Origin of the sequence: Methanococcus maripaludis (genome assembly GCF_002945325.1) — an archaeon.
GTDB classification, from domain to species: Archaea; AGJL01; Methanococci; order Methanococcales; family Methanococcaceae; genus Methanococcus; species Methanococcus maripaludis.
Map to the genome: position 1 here is coordinate 935,181 of NZ_CP026606.1, position 16,902 is coordinate 952,082.

Annotated in this window: 21 protein-coding genes and 2 tRNA genes; 9 read left to right on the forward strand and 14 right to left on the reverse strand. The window is 33.3% G+C overall.

Translation table 11 applies throughout. The annotated features are described in order from the left end of the window. Positions 1-113: 113 nt before the first annotated feature. Positions 114-731 (reverse strand): orotate phosphoribosyltransferase-like protein, encoded by a 618-nt coding sequence (locus tag MMJJ_RS05030; RefSeq protein ID WP_011170023.1) that lies wholly within the window; start codon positions 729-731, stop codon positions 114-116. A 194-nt stretch (positions 732-925) separates the two neighbouring features. Between MMJJ_RS05030 and MMJJ_RS05035 the strand changes: the two genes are divergently transcribed. Then, the gene (locus MMJJ_RS05035) at positions 926-1,771 is read left to right on the forward strand and encodes a 4Fe-4S binding protein (RefSeq protein WP_104837944.1); all 846 of its coding nucleotides are present in this window, start codon (positions 926-928) and stop codon (positions 1,769-1,771) included. Positions 1,772-1,788: 17 nt separating this feature from the next. Here the strand turns inward: MMJJ_RS05035 and MMJJ_RS05040 are convergent, their stop codons facing one another. Next, a complete protein-coding gene (locus MMJJ_RS05040) occupies positions 1,789-2,517 on the reverse strand; it encodes a 7-carboxy-7-deazaguanine synthase QueE (protein WP_013998555.1) in 729 nt (242 codons plus the stop codon). 146 nt (positions 2,518-2,663) lie between these two features. On the opposite strand from MMJJ_RS05040, the gene MMJJ_RS05045 reads away from it, so the two are divergent. Together MMJJ_RS05045 and MMJJ_RS05050 are read left to right on the forward strand one after the other, a co-directional pair. Continuing rightward, positions 2,664-2,873 carry a TRAM domain-containing protein gene (locus MMJJ_RS05045; RefSeq protein ID WP_011170020.1) on the forward strand — a complete coding sequence of 70 codons (210 nt, stop codon included), beginning with the start codon at positions 2,664-2,666 and terminating at the stop codon, positions 2,871-2,873. 228 nt (positions 2,874-3,101) lie between these two features. After that, positions 3,102-3,911 carry a CPBP family intramembrane glutamic endopeptidase gene (locus MMJJ_RS05050; RefSeq protein ID WP_244901524.1) on the forward strand — a complete coding sequence of 270 codons (810 nt, stop codon included), beginning with the start codon at positions 3,102-3,104 and terminating at the stop codon, positions 3,909-3,911. Here the strand turns inward: MMJJ_RS05050 and MMJJ_RS05055 are convergent. The 3 genes from MMJJ_RS05055 to mfnF all read right to left on the reverse strand — a co-directional run bounded on the left by MMJJ_RS05055 (position 3,900) and on the right by mfnF (position 6,632). After that, positions 3,900-4,256 (reverse strand): CxxCxxCC domain-containing protein, encoded by a 357-nt coding sequence (locus tag MMJJ_RS05055; RefSeq protein WP_104837946.1) that lies wholly within the window; start codon positions 4,254-4,256, stop codon positions 3,900-3,902. The genes MMJJ_RS05050 and MMJJ_RS05055 overlap by 12 nt on opposite strands. A gap of 69 nt (positions 4,257-4,325) precedes the next feature. Next, positions 4,326-5,519: an argininosuccinate synthase gene (locus MMJJ_RS05060; protein WP_104837947.1), complete on the reverse strand. Its 1,194-nt coding sequence runs from the start codon at positions 5,517-5,519 to the stop codon at positions 4,326-4,328. A gap of 132 nt (positions 5,520-5,651) precedes the next feature. Then, positions 5,652-6,632 (reverse strand): (4-{4-[2-(gamma-L-glutamylamino)ethyl]phenoxymethyl}furan-2-yl)methanamine synthase, encoded by a 981-nt coding sequence (gene mfnF / locus MMJJ_RS05065; protein ID WP_104837948.1) that lies wholly within the window; start codon positions 6,630-6,632, stop codon positions 5,652-5,654. Positions 6,633-6,746: 114 nt separating this feature from the next. Here mfnF and priS point away from each other — a divergent pair, with 114 nt between their 5' ends. Then, positions 6,747-7,820: a DNA primase catalytic subunit PriS gene (gene priS, locus MMJJ_RS05070; protein ID WP_104837949.1), complete on the forward strand. Its 1,074-nt coding sequence runs from the start codon at positions 6,747-6,749 to the stop codon at positions 7,818-7,820. Between the two features lie 67 nt (positions 7,821-7,887). Here priS and MMJJ_RS05075 read toward each other — a convergent pair. Then, a tRNA-Gln gene (locus MMJJ_RS05075) sits at positions 7,888-7,963 on the reverse strand. Positions 7,964-8,222: 259 nt separating this feature from the next. Here MMJJ_RS05075 and MMJJ_RS05080 point away from each other — a divergent pair. Next, positions 8,223-8,296 (forward strand) — tRNA-Thr (locus MMJJ_RS05080). Between the two features lie 44 nt (positions 8,297-8,340). On the opposite strand, the gene MMJJ_RS05085 is transcribed toward MMJJ_RS05080, so the two are convergent. The 8 genes from MMJJ_RS05085 to argB all read right to left on the reverse strand — a co-directional run bounded on the left by MMJJ_RS05085 (position 8,341) and on the right by argB (position 15,003). Then, positions 8,341-9,279 carry a hypothetical protein gene (locus MMJJ_RS05085; RefSeq protein WP_104837950.1) on the reverse strand — a complete coding sequence of 313 codons (939 nt, stop codon included), beginning with the start codon at positions 9,277-9,279 and terminating at the stop codon, positions 8,341-8,343. A 253-nt stretch (positions 9,280-9,532) separates the two neighbouring features. Then, complete coding sequence (locus MMJJ_RS05090; protein ID WP_104837951.1) at positions 9,533-9,832, reverse strand: MGMT family protein; 300 nt, start codon at positions 9,830-9,832, stop codon at positions 9,533-9,535. A gap of 59 nt (positions 9,833-9,891) precedes the next feature. Continuing rightward, the gene (locus MMJJ_RS05095; protein ID WP_104837952.1) at positions 9,892-11,127 is read right to left on the reverse strand and encodes an ammonium transporter; all 1,236 of its coding nucleotides are present in this window, start codon (positions 11,125-11,127) and stop codon (positions 9,892-9,894) included. A 28-nt stretch (positions 11,128-11,155) separates the two neighbouring features. Beyond that, complete coding sequence (locus MMJJ_RS05100) at positions 11,156-11,494, reverse strand: P-II family nitrogen regulator (RefSeq protein WP_104837953.1); 339 nt, start codon at positions 11,492-11,494, stop codon at positions 11,156-11,158. A 199-nt stretch (positions 11,495-11,693) separates the two neighbouring features. Beyond that, complete coding sequence (locus tag MMJJ_RS05105; protein ID WP_104837954.1) at positions 11,694-12,032, reverse strand: P-II family nitrogen regulator; 339 nt, start codon at positions 12,030-12,032, stop codon at positions 11,694-11,696. A 103-nt stretch (positions 12,033-12,135) separates the two neighbouring features. Continuing rightward, on the reverse strand, positions 12,136-13,362 hold the full coding sequence (locus MMJJ_RS05110) for an ammonium transporter (RefSeq protein ID WP_104837955.1): 1,227 nt from the start codon (positions 13,360-13,362) through the stop codon (positions 12,136-12,138). A gap of 26 nt (positions 13,363-13,388) precedes the next feature. Beyond that, positions 13,389-13,727 (reverse strand): P-II family nitrogen regulator, encoded by a 339-nt coding sequence (locus MMJJ_RS05115; protein WP_011170008.1) that lies wholly within the window; start codon positions 13,725-13,727, stop codon positions 13,389-13,391. Between the two features lie 391 nt (positions 13,728-14,118). Continuing rightward, complete coding sequence (gene argB, locus MMJJ_RS05120) at positions 14,119-15,003, reverse strand: acetylglutamate kinase (RefSeq protein ID WP_104837956.1); 885 nt, start codon at positions 15,001-15,003, stop codon at positions 14,119-14,121. 94 nt (positions 15,004-15,097) lie between these two features. Here argB and MMJJ_RS05125 point away from each other — a divergent pair, with 94 nt between their 5' ends. The 4 genes from MMJJ_RS05125 (at position 15,098) to MMJJ_RS05140 (ending at position 16,849) form a co-directional block, all read left to right on the forward strand. Next, entirely contained in the window at positions 15,098-15,349 is a 252-nt protein-coding gene (locus MMJJ_RS05125) for a 50S ribosomal protein L31e (protein WP_011170006.1), read from the forward strand. 36 nt (positions 15,350-15,385) lie between these two features. After that, positions 15,386-16,069, forward strand: coding sequence for a translation initiation factor IF-6 (locus tag MMJJ_RS05130; protein WP_104837957.1), 684 nt, complete (start codon positions 15,386-15,388; stop codon positions 16,067-16,069). A gap of 18 nt (positions 16,070-16,087) precedes the next feature. Beyond that, positions 16,088-16,318 carry a 50S ribosomal protein L18Ae gene (gene rpl18a / locus MMJJ_RS05135; RefSeq protein ID WP_011170004.1) on the forward strand — a complete coding sequence of 77 codons (231 nt, stop codon included), beginning with the start codon at positions 16,088-16,090 and terminating at the stop codon, positions 16,316-16,318. Positions 16,319-16,426: 108 nt separating this feature from the next. Then, entirely contained in the window at positions 16,427-16,849 is a 423-nt protein-coding gene (locus MMJJ_RS05140) for a DUF2666 domain-containing protein (protein WP_011170003.1), read from the forward strand. Positions 16,850-16,902 lie beyond the last annotated feature (53 nt).

A 16,902-nucleotide genomic window follows, 5' to 3' on the forward strand; every position in this document is an offset into this window, starting at 1 on the left:
AAAAAAGTCATTTATATACATTATTGAATATAAAAGAGCCAATATACTCTGAAAAATTATTTTTTATAGGTTAATCCAAGTATTTATTCAATTATTTTAAAAAATATAAAAAATTATTTTTTAATATCAACAACACCAGTTCTAAACAAGTGTTCTATACTAACGCCTTCGATTTCATCGATTCCACTTTTATCCATTACCACGAATACTTTTTTAGGGTTAGCAATACCTTTTAAGTATTTTATTGTTTCTTTTACAGAATTTCCAGATGTCATTACATCATCAACAATAATAACGTCCTTTCCAACAATACTGGACATGTTTTGACCGATAAATCCTGTTGTTTTCTCTTTTTCAGTATGGATGTGTTTTTTTGGAACATATATAGAGAAATTTTTATCAAGTTCATCCGAAATCAGCGTTGCAAGAGGAACCCCGCCTGAAGAAATTCCGACAACACCGTCAAATTCAACATCTGAAAGCATGTCGCAGATTATTTTTGAAATATTTCTAAGCCTTCTTGATGAAGCCCGAACGTTGTCCCATTCTAAAAAGATATCCAACTTTTCAGAATCCTCTTTAGGACTTTCTTCAGCCTTTAAAAGTTCTTCACCATTTAGTGTAAGATATAATGCCGTTTTAACTGATATGTTTAGTTCTTCTGCAATATCCCCACTTGGAAAACCCATATCCCTTAATTTTAAAGCCTTAAGTATGAGTTCTTTTTTCATGATATCACCACGTTACCAGATAATACTCTTTTATATTATTTTTATATTTCGCTAGATTTTGATTGATGCCAAAGAATGACATATATTCTCAGAAATTCATGAAATATTTTTATCAGATAGATTTATAAAATGCCGTTTTAGATTATAAAACAATATTCAGTTTATTAAACCCAAATACTAATTTAGATGGTAATATGAACAAAAATGAAATAGCTAATCTGAAAATGCAAGGTTTTATCCTTCAAAACGATGGAAAACATTTTGCATTAAGAATAAAAACCGATGCAGGATGCATGGATTCAGAAAAAATTGACAAATTGTCAGAAATATCAAAAAAATACGGTAGAAATTATATTAGTTTCACCGTCAGGCTTTGTGTAGAAATTCCTTGGATAAACTACGAAGATATACCTAAAATAAAAGAAGAACTTAAAAATTCAAGCCTGATATCCGGTGGAACTGGAAACACTGTAAGGCCCCTTGTCGCTTGTAAGGGAACTGTTTGCACTCACGGACTTATTGACAGTCAAAAGATTTGTAACGAACTTGATTCATTATTTTTTGGAAAAAAATTACCGCATAAATTTAAGATAGGAATTTCAGGATGTCCAAATAACTGTGCAAAAGCGCAGTTAAACGATGTAGGAATTATTGGACAGAGAATACCAAAAATAAATGAAGAAAACTGTAATGGATGCACACTGTGCTTAAAATCCTGCAGTGTCGATGCAATCACAATCGTTGATAAAAAAGCAGTTATAGATTATGAAAAGTGCGTTAACTGCGGAAAATGCGGGGAATCGTGCAAAAGAAAATGTATTTCTTTAAAAGATGGTGTATTGATATCCGTTGGCGGAAAATTCGGTAAAAAATATAAAATTGGCGAAAATATAGGAATATACGATGCTCCAAATCTTGAAAAGATAGTTTCTGAGATTATGGATTATTTCGAGGAAAATGCAGATTCTCATGAAAGATTTGGCGATACAATCGATAGAACGGGAATTAGTTCTTTAAAAGAAAAATTAAAAGGTTATTAATAAATATTAACCAGTTATTATAACATTCCCATCCATTTGTGGATTTGTGGCGTGCACATTACATCCACATACTTGCCACAAATGGCCATTAATTCAAATATCTTTTTTTTCGAAGTAGTTGTTTTTATTTTATCAGTTGGTGATACCGGCTGAATACATAGCGTTATATTTCCAATTTTTGATAAATCTATTGCAATTCTTTCAATTAATTCTTCAGAAGTTTCTTCAAACACGACAATTTTTGCATAAACGTCAGTTCCTGCCAGATAGAGTCTTTCAATCGTTTCAAGTTCTTTTTTATACAATCCATACCAGAAATCGTCGTCTTTATTTTCAAAGTGTTCTGGCAACTTTATATCTATTGAAGCATAATCGTAGCTACCCAATCGTTCTGGAAACATTCCATTGCTCTCTAAAAACGTCTTATAACCTTTATGTTTTAAAATCTCAGAATATTCTTTTATTTTATTTGAATATACCAGAGGTTCTCCTCCAGTAAAAGAAACTGCAAAAAGGTCAGGAGTCCTCAATTTTTCAATAATTTCGATAAGTTCATGTTCAATTTCTAGATATTCCATAAATTCGCCTGATCCGGAAATTTCTTCGACTCTTGCAGTTCCCCCTGGAGCATTTGGCTCGTCACAATATATGCAGTCAAGGGGGCATTCTTTAAATCTCACAAAAATAAATCTTTTACCAATAAACTTCCCCTCCCCCATAATTGAGGAAAACACTTCTCTAATCATTTAACCACCGATAAATCGTTTTTAAAATTTAAAACGTATTTAATATTAAGTTCTCAAATAATGAACTCAGATACTTATATATACTATCAAAAGCAGTGTAATATTGCATCAATATAAGAGATGTATATAATACTAGGTGAATAAATATGGCTTTCGGTAAACCCGCAATGAAAAATGTTCCTGTTGAAGCAGGAAAAGAATATGAAGTAACAATTGAAGACATGGGTAAAGGTGGAGACGGAATCGCTAGAATCGATGGATTCGTTGTTTTCGTACCTAACGCAGAAAAAGGTAGCGTTATTAACGTTAAAGTTACCGCTGTAAAAGAAAAATTCGCTTTCGCAGAAAGAGTATAAGTGTTTCACGTCTTCCCTTAATACCTGTGGGCTTTTATCGGAAACCCCAGTAGTTAAGCAGTGATAAAGATGATCGAATCACTCATTCGATTCTTTTATTTTTTTATTAGTCTAGTTATATACTGGATCAATTTAATCCGTGCATTTAATCTGGAACTTATTGAAAAACGTACTCTTGACATTATTTTTGTTTTCAACTTATCAGTACTTTTCTTTTCGATATATTTTATGTCTGATGTAAATTATGTTTTTGGACTTTCTGTTTATGCTGCTTCTTTTTTGAGCGTTTTACTGATTAGAAATCAGGTCTTTTTTGAAAAATTTACAAAACTTTTAAAAATGGATCTTTCGTTTGACAATCCGATTCATAAGATTTCACTTTCGCTTTCTACATACATTTTATTAAATCCAATAATCGCTTTTGCATCGGGAGCAGGTCTTATAATCATCCTTTCTGACTTTTTAGAAATATTAGATATTGCCGCATTTCAGCTTATAATTTTAGTCTACGCATTTGTTGGAATAGGCTTTGGAACGAGAAAAAACTTAAAACAGTCTATTAAAAGGCTTGATATAAAACGTCCATCCTTAAAATACGCAATTTTTGGAGTAATCCTTCTATTAATGGTTGATAAATTTATATGGGGACTTTTTGACTTTTTTATATATGTCTTCCAGTCAATGGATCCGGCAATTTCAGAACATATTGCAGAACAGGCTGTTGTTGAAAATTCAAATGTCAATGAAGTTGTAAGTACAATAAAAACTTCAGCATCTACGCCATTAAAAATAGTATTTTTATCAATAATAGTTGGAATAAGCGAAGAAGTAATGTTTAGAGGGGCGTTACAGCCGAGATTTGGAAACATTTATACAAGCTTACTTTTTGCAAGTCTTCACGCCCAGTATCTATCATCAATGGTACTTTTAGATGTATTTATAATAAGCTATATCCTTGGAATGATAAAAGAGAGGAAATCTACATCCACTACAATATTAATTCATATATTTTACGATATTTTATCATTAATCTTTTGATTCTGACCTTAAACAGTCGTAAAACCACGGTTCTTCATAAGATTCATAATTTTTAACATAAGGGCAGTCTTTTGGAAGTGCAGAAACCATTATAGCTTCGAGCATTGAAAGGCACTTTTTTTCTTTTTTAAACCGGTTTTTATAAATTTTACAGCGTTTTGTTTCAGTATCAAGGTGGTTGCAGTATACAACTTCAGGTTCACTGCATTCGGTTGAATTAAAAACGTGGATTATACAGCACCTTCCGCACTGCTCGCAGAGATCGTCGGGAAACATTTCCGAACTTAATTTTATTATTTTTTCTTTTTCATACTTTATTGTACCTTTTGAAGTAAAAATGTTCATAATATCACGTGGAAATTTAAAATAAATTTTTAAAAGGGGAAATATTAAAAAAAATAATTAAAAAAGTAATTATTTTCTTGTTAATCCTTCATAGATTGCTGCTTGGAGACCGTGGAATTTAACCATTCCAACAATTTCTCTCTGGTCCATTTCTTTGTTTTCGAATGAAACCATTTCTTCGTTGTAGATTGCATCTTTGCTTTCTCTTCCAGCGATTCTCATTGAACCTTTGTAGAGTTTTAAAACTACTTTTCCGTTCATTCTTGTTTGTGTTTTATCAATAAAAGCATCCAAATCGAGTCTTAATGGTTCGTGCCAGAGTCCTTTGTATACCAAATCTGCGTATTTTGCGTCAACCATTTCTTTGAATACGAGTTCTTCTCTTGTTAAAACGAGCTGTTCAAGAGCTTTGTGTGCAGTTATTAAAAGCATTGCACCGGGGCATTCATAGTTTTCTCTTGATTTTAGACCTAAAACTCTATCCTCAACAATATCTACTCTTCCAACCCCATTTCTTCCTGCAATTTCGTTTGCTTTTCTTATTAATGAAACTGCTTCCAATGAATCCCCGTTGATTGCTACAGGAACTCCTTCTTCAAATTCGATTTCTACGTATTCTTCTTTGTCTTGCGCATCTGTTGGGTCAACAGTCCATGCAAAACATTCTTTTGGAGTTTCGGTCATAGGGTCTTCTAAAATTCCGCCCTCAATACTTCTTCCCCATAAGTTTTCATCGATACTGAATGGTTTTTCTAAGTCTACTGGAACTGGAATACCTTTTTCTTTTGCATATGCTATTTCTTCAGTTCTTGTAAGGTTTAAATCTCTGATTGGTGCTACAATTTCAATTTCAGGTGTTTTTGCCCTCATTACTGATTCAAATCTGAACTGGTCGTTTCCTTTTCCAGTGCATCCGTGTGAAATTGCGCTTGCTCCAACTTCTTGTGCAAGTTCTGCAATTTTTATAGCAATTAAAGGTCTTGCAAGAGCGGTTGATAATGGGTATCCTTCGTAAAGTGCATTTGCTTTAATAGCTCTGAAAATGTAATCTTTTGCAAATTCTTCTTTTGCATCGATTGTGTAGTGTTTTAATACGCCGAATTTTTTTGCTTTTTCTTCTGGTTCTTTTAAATCGTCTTCAGGCTGGCCTACATCAACTGCTACTGAAATTACTTTGTAGTCGTATTTGTCTTCGAGTAATTTTAAACAGCAGCTCGTGTCAAGCCCTCCAGAATATGCCAAAACTGCAATTTTTTCTTGCATGATTATCACCTGTGTTTTATTTTTCCGTTCTATTTTTGATGTAAATAAATTGTAATCTAAAATTTATTCAATATATTATCTAAATAGTTATAAACTTTATTGTAAAAAAATGTGAAAATAAAATTTGAGTTATTAAAGTTCATTTTTAAGAAGTTCTGCAACTGCAAAACTAGGTGTTGCAAGGGAAACGTCTTTTCCATACCTTTCTGCAACAGAAATTACTTCAAAATCCGCTAATGCATCTTTTAAAATATTTTCTCCAAGTCCTGTTATTACAACTTTTTTGGAACCGTATTTTTCTGCCACATTTTCCACGTTTTCTAAAATTAACTCTTTCCATAATTCATAATAATTTTTTGCGATATTTTCTGCATCAATTTCTGAAATCTGATTCAAATCTGAGCATAAAACTTTTGAAATTCTAACTAAACTGCTTCTTTTATCTGTTCCTTTGCCGTCAGGTGTATCGCATGTGTATTCTTCAGTTGTTACTTTTTCCAAAACTACCGAAATATCCGCAGTTATTGCAAAATATTCTGAAGAAACGTTTGTATCTACGCCTTTAAACGATATCGTGTTTCCAAGATGTGAAATTGGGGTTCTGAGCGTTCCAACATACAACAATTCATGATTCATGAGTCTTTCAAGGTCTGTTTTTTCTGCAACCACTTTTCCCTCCACGATAGGGATAATGTCAGTTGTTGTTGAACCCATATCTACTAAAATACAGTTTTCTTCGATATTTTTTGAAACCCATTTTGCAGTTCCGCACCAGTTTGATGCAGAAACTTTCATGTAATTTGTTTTTGCGCTCTCAAGAGAAATAAAATTTCCATTACTATCAAAAACGGATATATTACTACCAAAAGCAGATTCTGCGGCATTTAATATATTATCTACGCCTTCTTTTTTTGTTTCATAAGAATCTGCAAGTTCTGCGGTCGTAACAAGTGCTACATGCGATACATCGTTTGAATACGTCTTTAAAACTTCTGCTAATTTATCGTTATTCTTCCACATTGGAAAATAAAGGTGGTGAACCTTAAATTCACCGTTTTCGTGAAGTTCTGTTATTTTTGTATTTGCTCCGCCAATATCTATTCCCAAAATCATTTTCACACCATAGTTAAATAAAAATAAAAAATCATTTTTAAAAGATAAGTTTAATTATAGATAATCACAATATTATTTAAAGTTAATTTGGTTAATTAAGCGTTATGTGAAATTATGAACGACAATCCTGCCACAAATAAGGTTTTTAAAGAAGTTTCGAGCCTATATAAACAATACTTTGAATATGCCATACTTGTTCGAAAATGGCTTGAAATTCCTGATGATTTAAGTCATAGGGAAATTGGCTACGGGATGTTAAAAAAAGTAGACAATAGAAATATGTCTTTTAACACAGAAAGAGACTATTTAGCTTGGGTTTTAAAAGAATCCCCATTTCACTTGTATAAATCACTTTCTTACATGGAATACCCAGATATTGTTGGGGGCGCTGCAAAAAAAGGTCTGTTTAAAAGAGAAGTTGCATTTGATATTGATACGCATAAAACAGAAAAGTGTACTCATGACGATTCATGGATATGCGAAGAGTGTTTGGGTGAAGCTAGAAATCAGGTTTTAATTTTAATTGAAGATTTTTTATTTCCTGATTTTGGACTCGACAAAAAAGATTTAAAAATAGTATTTACTGGAAACCGAGGCTACCACATATATCTAAAACCCGAAGACCCCGAATTGCTTAAAAGAATAGAAAAATGGGGAAAAAACGAAAGAAGATACTTTATTGAATATATTTTGGGAAAAAATCTAAATTTAAGGAATATGGGAAGTCGGTGGAAAAATATACTGATAAGAGAATTTAATAAAAACAAGATTGCAACAAAAAAGTTTGAAAAAACTTCAGACTGGAAAACTGAAATCGATAATAGGAAAGACAATACAAGGCGGAAAATATACGAAACGATCGATAAAGTAAAAAGCAGGCTTGAACTCGACGAAAAAGTTATGGATGATGATATCCGGCTTCTTAGAACCATTGGATCACTTCACGGGTACACTGGACTTATGGTAAAAGAAATAACTTATAATTCATTGAAAAATAACCAGTTCGATCCATTAAATCATGGCGTATTTGCCAAATTCCATAAAAAAATGTACAATGTAAAAATAAAACAGGAACTTGATCCTTTAACACTAAAAGGAGATACTTTTGACCACAATTCAACAGAAATTCCTGCAAGCTATTTATTATTCCTCTTTGGACACGGTATCGACTTTGAAATCTTAGAATAATTTTTATTTTTTTAAAAAATTAAAATAGTATATCTAAATTTATAAATTAATTTGCCTAAAATAAAAATGGTAGCCCAGCGCGGATTCGAACCGCGGTCCCATGCTCCAAAGGCACGGATGATTGGCCACTACACTACTGGGCTTCTTTAATAGTTGCACTAATTAGATTGGAATTACGGTATATAAAGTTTTCGGTAAAATTCATTCTTTTAAAAGCGTTTGAAATATTGATTAAATAGAGATATTCGGATTAATTCTAAAAATAGACTTTATTAATGAGTTAAATAATTTCAAAAAATTGGATTTAATTTTATAAAAAAATTAATAAAAAATATGAACAATACCAAAAAGTTTATATATTGTTTTTGAGTTAGTTGATATGCAAATTGTAGGTTTAAGTGTGCTTCAGTGGCTCAGCCTGGTAGAGCGCCTGCTTGGTAAGCAGGAGGCCGCGGGTTCAAACCCCGCCTGAAGCTCGTTTTTTATTTTGGGAAAATATATTTATACATTCAAATATATTTTAAAATTTTACAAACTCCCCGAAAAATCCATTTTTAGAAAGTAGTTCTTTATCTTTTGAATTTAACGACTGTTTTTTTAAAGGAGGGATTGCCGAACCATCCTTCGCATAAATTACCCCTTTTTTCTTTTTTGAGCCTAAAAATTTACCTGCATTTCCATCAATAATTATTGTTCCAGATATCATGTCAGAAGCAGTGAAATCTCCTGTGTTTCCAGTTATAATTACAGTTCCACCTCTTAACACTGATCCAGTATTTTTTCCAGCATTTCCATTAACCAAAACAGTTCCATTCTTCATTAAAATTCCTGTGCTCAAATCCACATTTCCATTTACAGTGATTTTTGATCCATTTTCAAGTCTGGCACCAATCGTGTCTCTAATTACATTATCATTTAAAATTAATTCGTTGTTCTTAAAAACGTTTGGTTTTAAAACTTTTTCTTGTGAATTAGATTCCATTAATTCAGTGATTGAAATATATTTTTTATATCCTGAAATATCGCTTTCAACTTCAATTATATTTCCAATGGGCTCTTTTAAGCTAAATTTTTCGTTTAAATAAACAGTTCCAGAAACCATGCTTATCCCAAATCTCGTGTCAATGTTTCCATCAACAATAACAGTACCGGTTTGAATTTTACCTCCCGATCCTCCAAAATACTTTAAATCGGCACCCATCGAACTGCAAAACCGGTGTCCCACATCCCCCTTAATATAAACTACATTTTCAGGATTTTTTATGTGGTTTACTAATTTTTCGTAAGATATTCCACCAGATACATCACCTTTGATGTCAAAATTACTCTGCCATATAAAGTTGTAAGTAAAATCAAGAATACAATCTTTAGAATCATTTAATATAAGTTCCAGTACATTTTTATCGTTTAAATAGTCCTCGACTGCCTTTTTTTTCTTTTTAAATATTCCAAAGACCATGAAACCACCCTGGACAAAATTATACTTATAAATCTTTAATTAAAAGTATTAAAATTAGGCTTTTTTGATTTTAAAAAATAATATTTATTAAATTCCCCATTAAGCAACTTTATATATTATGAAAATATAGTAAACTGTGTGGACAATACCCCACAATGAATATTAAACCCCTCAAAAAAATATTTGCTGAAAACAGTTAAAATCATTATTGTCGACAGTTAAATGACCCAATAAAGATCCAACGATAATAGACCTAAAACACGAATAAATATTTCTTTAAATCGGTTATTTTACCCCCAGAAATAACCAACCCCTCGTTTTTTAAAATTTCTATCTTTTTTTCAACCCCGTTGACATATCCTCCAACGTAGCCGTTAGAATTTACAACCCTGTGGCACGGCACTGTTAAAATTTTTGGATTATTTTTCATCGCATTTCCTACAGCCCTATAAGCTTTAGTATTTAGAGCTTCTGCTATTATCTTGTACGTGGTGACTTTTCCTCTTGGAATCTGCATTATAAGGTCGTAGCACTGTTCATTGAATGTTTTCATGAAAAATACTCTGATTTTAACATATAAAAATAAATTTCTAAAAAAGTAAAAGTAAATATTTAGTTTTCTTTAGGGTATGCAGGAAGTTTGTGGATTGAAATATCAAGCCCTGCTTTTTCTTCAGATTCTTTAACTCTTAAACCGCCAGTAACTGCTCCAACAAGTTTTCCGAGAATAAATCCTGCACCAGTTCCATAAACTGCACAAATTAATGTTGCAATTATCTGTTCGGTAAGGCTGACCCCACCAACACCGCCAAATGCAGTCATTCCAAATATCCCTGCCAAAATTGCACCAAGTGCTCCAGATGTTGCGTGTACAGGAATTACACCACATACATCGTCCAATCCCAATTTTTCAACAATTTTAAATATTAATGGTACCTGGGATCCTGCGATAAATCCAATTATTAAAGCTCCAAGCGGGCTTACAATATCAGTTCCTGCACAAATTGCAACAGTTCCTGCTAAAAGACCGTTTGCAGTATATAACACATCGTTTTTAGAGAATAAACATCCTCCAAGACCCCCACCTGCCATTGCAAGCGTTGTTGTTGCACATACTAATCCTGAAATATCACTCAATGCAAGTGAACTTCCAACGTTAAATCCGTACCATCCAAATGCAAGAATGTATGCACCTAGAATCGACATTGGGATGTTGTGTCCCGGAATTGTTATTGCTTTTTTATTTACGAATCTACCAACTCTTGGACCGATTGCTGCAATTAAACCAAGTGCTAAAAATCCGCCAACACCGTGAACCATTAAACTTCCTGCATAGTCGTGGAATGGAATTACTCCTGCACCCCACGGCCCAAGATAACTAAAGAATGGGTACAACAAAGCCGTTATAACGATTGAAATTAAAATATATGATTTAAATTTAATTCTCTCTGCAATTCCTCCTGCAACAATAGTTGCCGCAGTTGCCGCAAATACGAGTCCTAAAAACCAGTTTGCAAGTTCCAGCCCATTGTTTGAAAGGAATGGAGTTGCACTTGCAATTTTTCCCCACCAAATAAAGAAATCTGCAGGGTTTAATGTTCTAGCAATTACTGAACCGACTAAAAGCCAAGAAATACATCCAATGATCCAGTCGCCCATGTTCTTCATCATTGCATTGTTTACGTTCTTTTCTCGAACCTGACCGCCTTCAAGCATTGCAAATCCAAGGTGCATTATGAAGATAAAAGCACCAGTAAAAATTAAAAACATTACATCGCTTGAGTTTGCAAGCGTATTTAACGCATCCATAATATTTGTAGGGTTATTGAATAAATCTGCCGTCACCATATTTACGCACCATTAAAATTTAATAATATTATATAGCTGCTGGACCCATTTCACCAGTTCTTACACGACATACGTCTTCGACCGGAATTACGAAGATTTTTCCGTCTCCAGGTTTTCCAGTATATGCATTTTCTGCAATTATTTTTATTACAGAGTCTACGTCTTTTTCATTGACTACGAGCTCTATTTTGACTTTTGGAAGTAGGTCTACCACATGTTCTGTTCCGCGATATCTTTCAACAATTCCGCCCTGAACTCCTCTTCCCTTTACTTCTGTTAACGTTAAACTAGCATGCCCGCGTTTGTAAAGGGCATTTTTAACGAGTCCTACTCTTTCCATTCTTATTATTGCTTCTAGTTTCTTCATTATTGCACCATTAACTAAACCAGCTAAAATGAAATTTAGGATTAAAATCGAAATTTAAGGAAAACCCATACCTTGAAAAATGTATGATATAGGAACCGGAATTCTTATTCTTACTTAAAAATAAAACTGATATAAATATTCCTATCAAAATAGATAAATTTGAATATTTGAAAAAAAGAATAAAAAATATTTTTAGAAGTTAAATAGCGTCTTTTCCTGTTTCGTTAGTTCTGATTCTAATTACATCCTCAACAGGGATTACGAAGATTTTTCCGTCTCCAGGTTTTCCAGTAACTGCGTTTTCAGAAATAAGTTTAACTATTTTTTCAACATCGCTGTCATTAGAAACAATCTCAATTTTAACTTTAGGAAGTAAATCTACCAAATACTCGTTTCCACGGTATCTTTCAACAATTCCGCCCTGAACTCCTCTTCCTTTTACTTCTGTAAGCGTTAAACTGATAAATCCTTCTTCAAAAAGAGCATTTTTAACTGCTAAAAGTCTTTCAGGTCTGAATATCGCTTCTATTTTTCTCATACTAACACCGCCAAAATAGTAAATATATTCAACATTTTGAAAAATATATTTTGAAAAATATATAATAGTATCTATTTTTCAATAAAAAAAAGTAAAAAATTAATTATTCGTCAGGGTAAGCTGGCAATTTGTGTTCTGCAAGATCGAGACCCATTTTTTCTTCTTCTTCAGTAACTCTGAGTCCACCTGTGAATCCACCAACTAATTTTCCAAGACCGAATCCTAATCCTGTACCGTATACTACTGTTAATCCTGCTGCAATAAGCTGGTTTACCAAACTTACTCCACCAGCACCACCAAGAGCAACCATTCCAAAGACACCTGTTAAGACACCTCCTAAAATACCTGCTGTACCGTGTACTGGAATTACACCACATACGTCATCCAATCCCATTTTTTCAACGATTTTGTAGACGATTGGTACCTGAATTCCTGCAACAAGCCCGATAATTAATGCTCCTATTGGGCTTACAACATCCGTTCCTGAACAGATTGCAACTAAACCTGCCACAATACCGTTTGCTGTGAATAATACATCATCTTTTGACGCTAGGAGTGCTCCAATACCTCCACCTGCCATTGCAAGTGTTGTTGTTGCACATACTAATCCAGAAATATCTGCAACTGCAAATGAACTTCCTACGTTAAATCCGTACCATCCGATTGCAAGAACAAATGCCCCGAATACTGACATTGGGATATTGTGTCCTGGAATTGAAATTGCTTTTTTGTTAACGAATTTTCCAATCCTAGGTCCAAGAGCCGCAATTGCTCCAAGTGCTAAGAAACCACCTAGACCGTGTACAACGAAACTTCCAGCGTAATCGTTGAATGGAATCATTCCTGAACCCCAAGGTCCAAGGTACACAAACAGCGGGTATAGTATCGCAGTTATGATTATTGACATTAATAAGTATGATTTAAATTTAATCCTTTCTGCAACACCACCTGATACAATTGTAGCTGCAGTTGCTGCGAATACCAGTCCAAAGAACCAGTTTGCTAAGTCTATTCCATTATTTGCAAAGTTTGTTGTAAATATTTGTCCCCACCAGCTGAAGAAGTCCGCAGGAACAAGTGAAACTGAAAGAACACCACCTATGAAAAGCCATGAAACTGCTCCAATTAACCAGTCTGCCATGTTTTTCATCATTACGTTGTTAACATTTTTCTTTCTGACCTGACCGCCTTCGAGAAGTGCAAATCCTAACTGCATTGCAAACACAAGTACTCCCATTAATACTAAGAACATTACATCTCCAGAAGTTGCCAATGTACTGAGCCCTGTTACGATGTTTGTGGGGTCAGCAAATAAATCTGCCGTTGCCATAATTTTCACCTGATTTTATTTTTAATTTAAATAGCTTTTATGCCTGATTCGCCTGTTCTAATTCTTACTGCGTCTTCTACTGGAATAATAAAGATTTTTCCATCTCCTGGTTTTCCAGTTTCTGCATTTTCACGAATTATTGTAATTACTTCGTCAATATCCTTATCATCAACGACCATTTCAAGTTTAACTTTCGGAAGAAGGTCAACTACGTATTCTGTTCCTCTGTATCGTTCAGTTATTCCACCCTGAACTCCTCTTCCTTTTACTTCAGAAATTGTCAAACTTAAAAAGCCATTCTCAGAAAGAATACCTTTTACGATATCCAATCTTTCTATTCTGATTATAGCTTCAATTTTTTTCATTTAAACACCCCTTCGTGTCTTTGATATTTTTTAAGATTGATAAAGTGGTAATCATGATTCACGCGTATGAAATTTCGATTTTTATAGGTCATTTAATATTTTGTAAATAGGGGTATATTACCTTATTTTTCAACAAGGTAATGTCGGTTATTTGGTTTTTTAATGGTTTTTGGCTATTTTAAGGTTAATGGTGCGATATAGTGATTTGGTTGGTGCGTCTCGGAAGGAACCGGAATTCCTTTTCCGATGATACTACATAGACATACATCCTATATAAAGATAATTTAAATCTAAAAATTTAAATCTTTTTTAATCCAAATAGACCAATAAATAGATATATTTTTCAGATAAAAGAAGAATTTAAAGAGTTTGAAAAATTAAAAAAAGAAAGTTATTCTCTTACGACCATTGTACCCACGCCATCTTCCGTGAAAATTTCAAGAAGAACTGCATGAGGTGTTTTTCCATTTACTATGTGCACACTTTGAACGCCTTTGTTTAATGCATTGATACATGCTTCAATTTTTGGAATCATACCGCCAGTAATAAGTCCTTTTTCAATCATGTCTTCAATTTGAGGAATGGTTAATCTTCTGTGAAGTGTAGACGGATCATTTATATCATCCATTATTCCATCGACATCGGTAACCATTATAAGTTTTTCTGCATCCATTGCACCCGCAATGTCTCCTGCAGCAATGTCTGCGTTTAGATTCAAGTCATTTCCCTGGTGATCGACACCTATTGGTGAAATTACCGGAATGTACCTTTTTTCAACCAGTATGTCTATTAATTTTGTATCGACGTGTTCGACTTCCCCGACCATTCCAAGATCTACTTCGATTTTTTGACTGTCTTTCATTAAATACTGGATTTTTTTCTTTGCTTTAATTAATTGACCTGATTTTCCAGAAAGACCGACAGATTTTCCGCCGTATCGTTCTAATTTTGAAACAATGTCGCCATTTATTTTACCAATAAGAACCATTTTAACAATATCAAGTGTTTCTTCATCAGTTACACGAAGCCCGTGAATAAATTCAGGGGTTTTTCCCATTTTTTCCATCGCACGATTGATTTCAGGGCCGCCACCGTGTACTACTATCGGGTTTATGCCAACATATTTCAAAAGCACGAGGTCTTTTGCAATCCAGTTCTTTGCCTGCTCGTTTACCATAGCGTGGCCGCCGTACTTAATTAAAATCTTCTGATCGTGAAATTTACAGATGTAAGGCAGGGCTTCGATTAAAATTTCTGCTTTTGTGTAGTCTTCCATGTTACCCGCTCACCAAAATATTTAAATATTGTTTTTTCATATTCTATATGATTTAATATTTATACATTTTTTAATCCATGCGGAGGTGCATACTATGGAAGAAGAAAGAATCTATACAATCCCTTTGAGAGACGTAACAAACAAAAGCCCTACAACAAAAAGAGCTCCAAGAGCTATAAGGGCAATTAGGGAGTTCTTGAAGAAACACATGAAATCAGATATTGTAAAACTTGACAATACAATAAACGAAAAAGTATGGGAAAGAAGCTTAAACAAAATCCCTGCTAAAGTTAGAGTTAAAGTTGTAAAAGAAGGAGATGTTGTTAAAGCAACATTAGTAGAATAATCTACCTGCTTCTTTCTTTAGAAACACTGTGGTACTATGATAATGAAAACATATTTTTCTGGAGTGTCCACACCAGGAGTACATTCACTCGCAACTGAAGATTATGGGTTTTTTCCTCTTTCAGTTGATCAAAAAACGATGGAACGTATGAAAAACGTACTCGACATTCCTGCAACCCAATTAAACATTTCAAACAGCTCTTTAATAGGCTCCTTATGTGTTGGAAACTCCAACGGACTTTTAGTACCTAACATAACGACTGAAAAAGAACTTGAATTAATTAAAATGTTTTTAAAAGAAAACAGTCTGGACGTTAATTTAGAAAGACTTAAAGCTAAAAACACGGCATTTGGTAACTTAATATTAACTAACAATAAAGGATGCATAATTTCGGAAGAATTATCCAGATTTAGAAAAACTATTGAGGATGTACTAGACGTAGAATCCGGAGTAGGAAACTACGCTGAACTCCCAACAGTTGGTTCAAATGGAGTTGCAACCGATAAAGGATGCCTGGTTCACCCACTAACTGATGAATTAGAATTAGAATGGATTCAAGACATTTTAAGAGTGGACTATGTTGAAAGAGGCACTGCAAATAGGGGCGTAACTTCAGTTGGCGCGTGCATTCTCGCAAACACCAAAGGAGCTGTTGTCGGAGGCGACACGTCAGGTCCTGAAATCTTAAAAATTGAAGAAGCTCTAGATTTAATAGATTAATATTATTTTGGTGATAATATGGCAAAAATCGTAAGAATAAAAGGAGAAATCGTTGGAAAAGATGAACCAATGGTATTTACAAAAGAATACAACGTTTTAAAAGAAAATGATGCTTTAGAAACCATGTATTCAGAAATTGGCAGCAAACATGCTGTAAAAAGAGCAAATATCAAAGTTGTAGAAATTTCAGAAATTTCTGTAGAAGAAATTCAAAGCCCGATTTTGAAAAAAACTCTTGAAATGAACTAATTATTTTACTCTTTTTAAATTGTTTTGATTTCAATTGAAACTATTTTATATAATTTAAACAGAATATAATTTTACGATTATATTAACTTGTTTTATTCAGGTGATTTTATGTCTGAAGAACGGATACAGTTTAACGCTAAAAAAGGAAAATGGTACGTTTCTAAAAAAATCAAAATTGATGAAAATACATCCAACGAAGAAATTGCTAGAGTTTTAGCTTCGATCGAAGAAACACTCTCTATAAAAATAAAAGATTTTTTGCCGTTTGACATGGAAAAACTCAGGGCAATTGCTGATGAAATATACGAAAAGAAAAAGGGAAGAGTTAAAGAAGAAGATATTTCAGGAGCATTAACAAAATTAAAGTCTCCAGGAACTACAAAAAAATTGGGAACAATTGATGATACAAAAGAAGGAAAAGAAATTTTAAAAAGACTTCTTACAGAAATTGTTTTAGAAAGACTAGGAATAACTTCAAAAATCGAAGCTAAAATGATTGAAAAATACATTGAAAAATCAAAGGCCAAATAAACCTTTAAAACTAAAATAAAACTCTTTTTTTGAAATTTAAAAAATTTAAAAAA

Bases quoted from the DNA above. Each gene is read 5' to 3' on its own strand.
- MMJJ_RS05030 (WP_011170023.1), bottom strand. From the start codon at position 731: ATGAAAAAAGAACTCATACTTAAGGCTTTAAAATTAAGGGATATGGGT.
- MMJJ_RS05035 (WP_104837944.1), top strand. From the start codon at position 926: ATGAACAAAAATGAAATAGCTAATCTGAAAATGCAAGGTTTTATCCTT.
- MMJJ_RS05040 (WP_013998555.1), bottom strand. From the start codon at position 2,517: ATGATTAGAGAAGTGTTTTCCTCAATTATGGGGGAGGGGAAGTTTATT.
- MMJJ_RS05045 (WP_011170020.1), top strand. From the start codon at position 2,664: ATGGCTTTCGGTAAACCCGCAATGAAAAATGTTCCTGTTGAAGCAGGA.
- MMJJ_RS05050 (WP_244901524.1), top strand. From the start codon at position 3,102: ATGTCTGATGTAAATTATGTTTTTGGACTTTCTGTTTATGCTGCTTCT.
- MMJJ_RS05055 (WP_104837946.1), bottom strand. From the start codon at position 4,256: ATGAACATTTTTACTTCAAAAGGTACAATAAAGTATGAAAAAGAAAAA.
- MMJJ_RS05060 (WP_104837947.1), bottom strand. From the start codon at position 5,519: ATGCAAGAAAAAATTGCAGTTTTGGCATATTCTGGAGGGCTTGACACG.
- mfnF (WP_104837948.1), bottom strand. From the start codon at position 6,632: ATGATTTTGGGAATAGATATTGGCGGAGCAAATACAAAAATAACAGAA.
- priS (WP_104837949.1), top strand. From the start codon at position 6,747: ATGAACGACAATCCTGCCACAAATAAGGTTTTTAAAGAAGTTTCGAGC.
- MMJJ_RS05085 (WP_104837950.1), bottom strand. From the start codon at position 9,279: ATGGTCTTTGGAATATTTAAAAAGAAAAAAAAGGCAGTCGAGGACTAT.
- MMJJ_RS05090 (WP_104837951.1), bottom strand. From the start codon at position 9,832: ATGAAAACATTCAATGAACAGTGCTACGACCTTATAATGCAGATTCCA.
- MMJJ_RS05095 (WP_104837952.1), bottom strand. From the start codon at position 11,127: ATGGTGACGGCAGATTTATTCAATAACCCTACAAATATTATGGATGCG.
- MMJJ_RS05100 (WP_104837953.1), bottom strand. From the start codon at position 11,494: ATGAAGAAACTAGAAGCAATAATAAGAATGGAAAGAGTAGGACTCGTT.
- MMJJ_RS05105 (WP_104837954.1), bottom strand. From the start codon at position 12,032: ATGAGAAAAATAGAAGCGATATTCAGACCTGAAAGACTTTTAGCAGTT.
- MMJJ_RS05110 (WP_104837955.1), bottom strand. From the start codon at position 13,362: ATGGCAACGGCAGATTTATTTGCTGACCCCACAAACATCGTAACAGGG.
- MMJJ_RS05115 (WP_011170008.1), bottom strand. From the start codon at position 13,727: ATGAAAAAAATTGAAGCTATAATCAGAATAGAAAGATTGGATATCGTA.
- argB (WP_104837956.1), bottom strand. From the start codon at position 15,003: ATGGAAGACTACACAAAAGCAGAAATTTTAATCGAAGCCCTGCCTTAC.
- MMJJ_RS05125 (WP_011170006.1), top strand. From the start codon at position 15,098: ATGGAAGAAGAAAGAATCTATACAATCCCTTTGAGAGACGTAACAAAC.
- MMJJ_RS05130 (WP_104837957.1), top strand. From the start codon at position 15,386: ATGATAATGAAAACATATTTTTCTGGAGTGTCCACACCAGGAGTACAT.
- rpl18a (WP_011170004.1), top strand. From the start codon at position 16,088: ATGGCAAAAATCGTAAGAATAAAAGGAGAAATCGTTGGAAAAGATGAA.
- MMJJ_RS05140 (WP_011170003.1), top strand. From the start codon at position 16,427: ATGTCTGAAGAACGGATACAGTTTAACGCTAAAAAAGGAAAATGGTAC.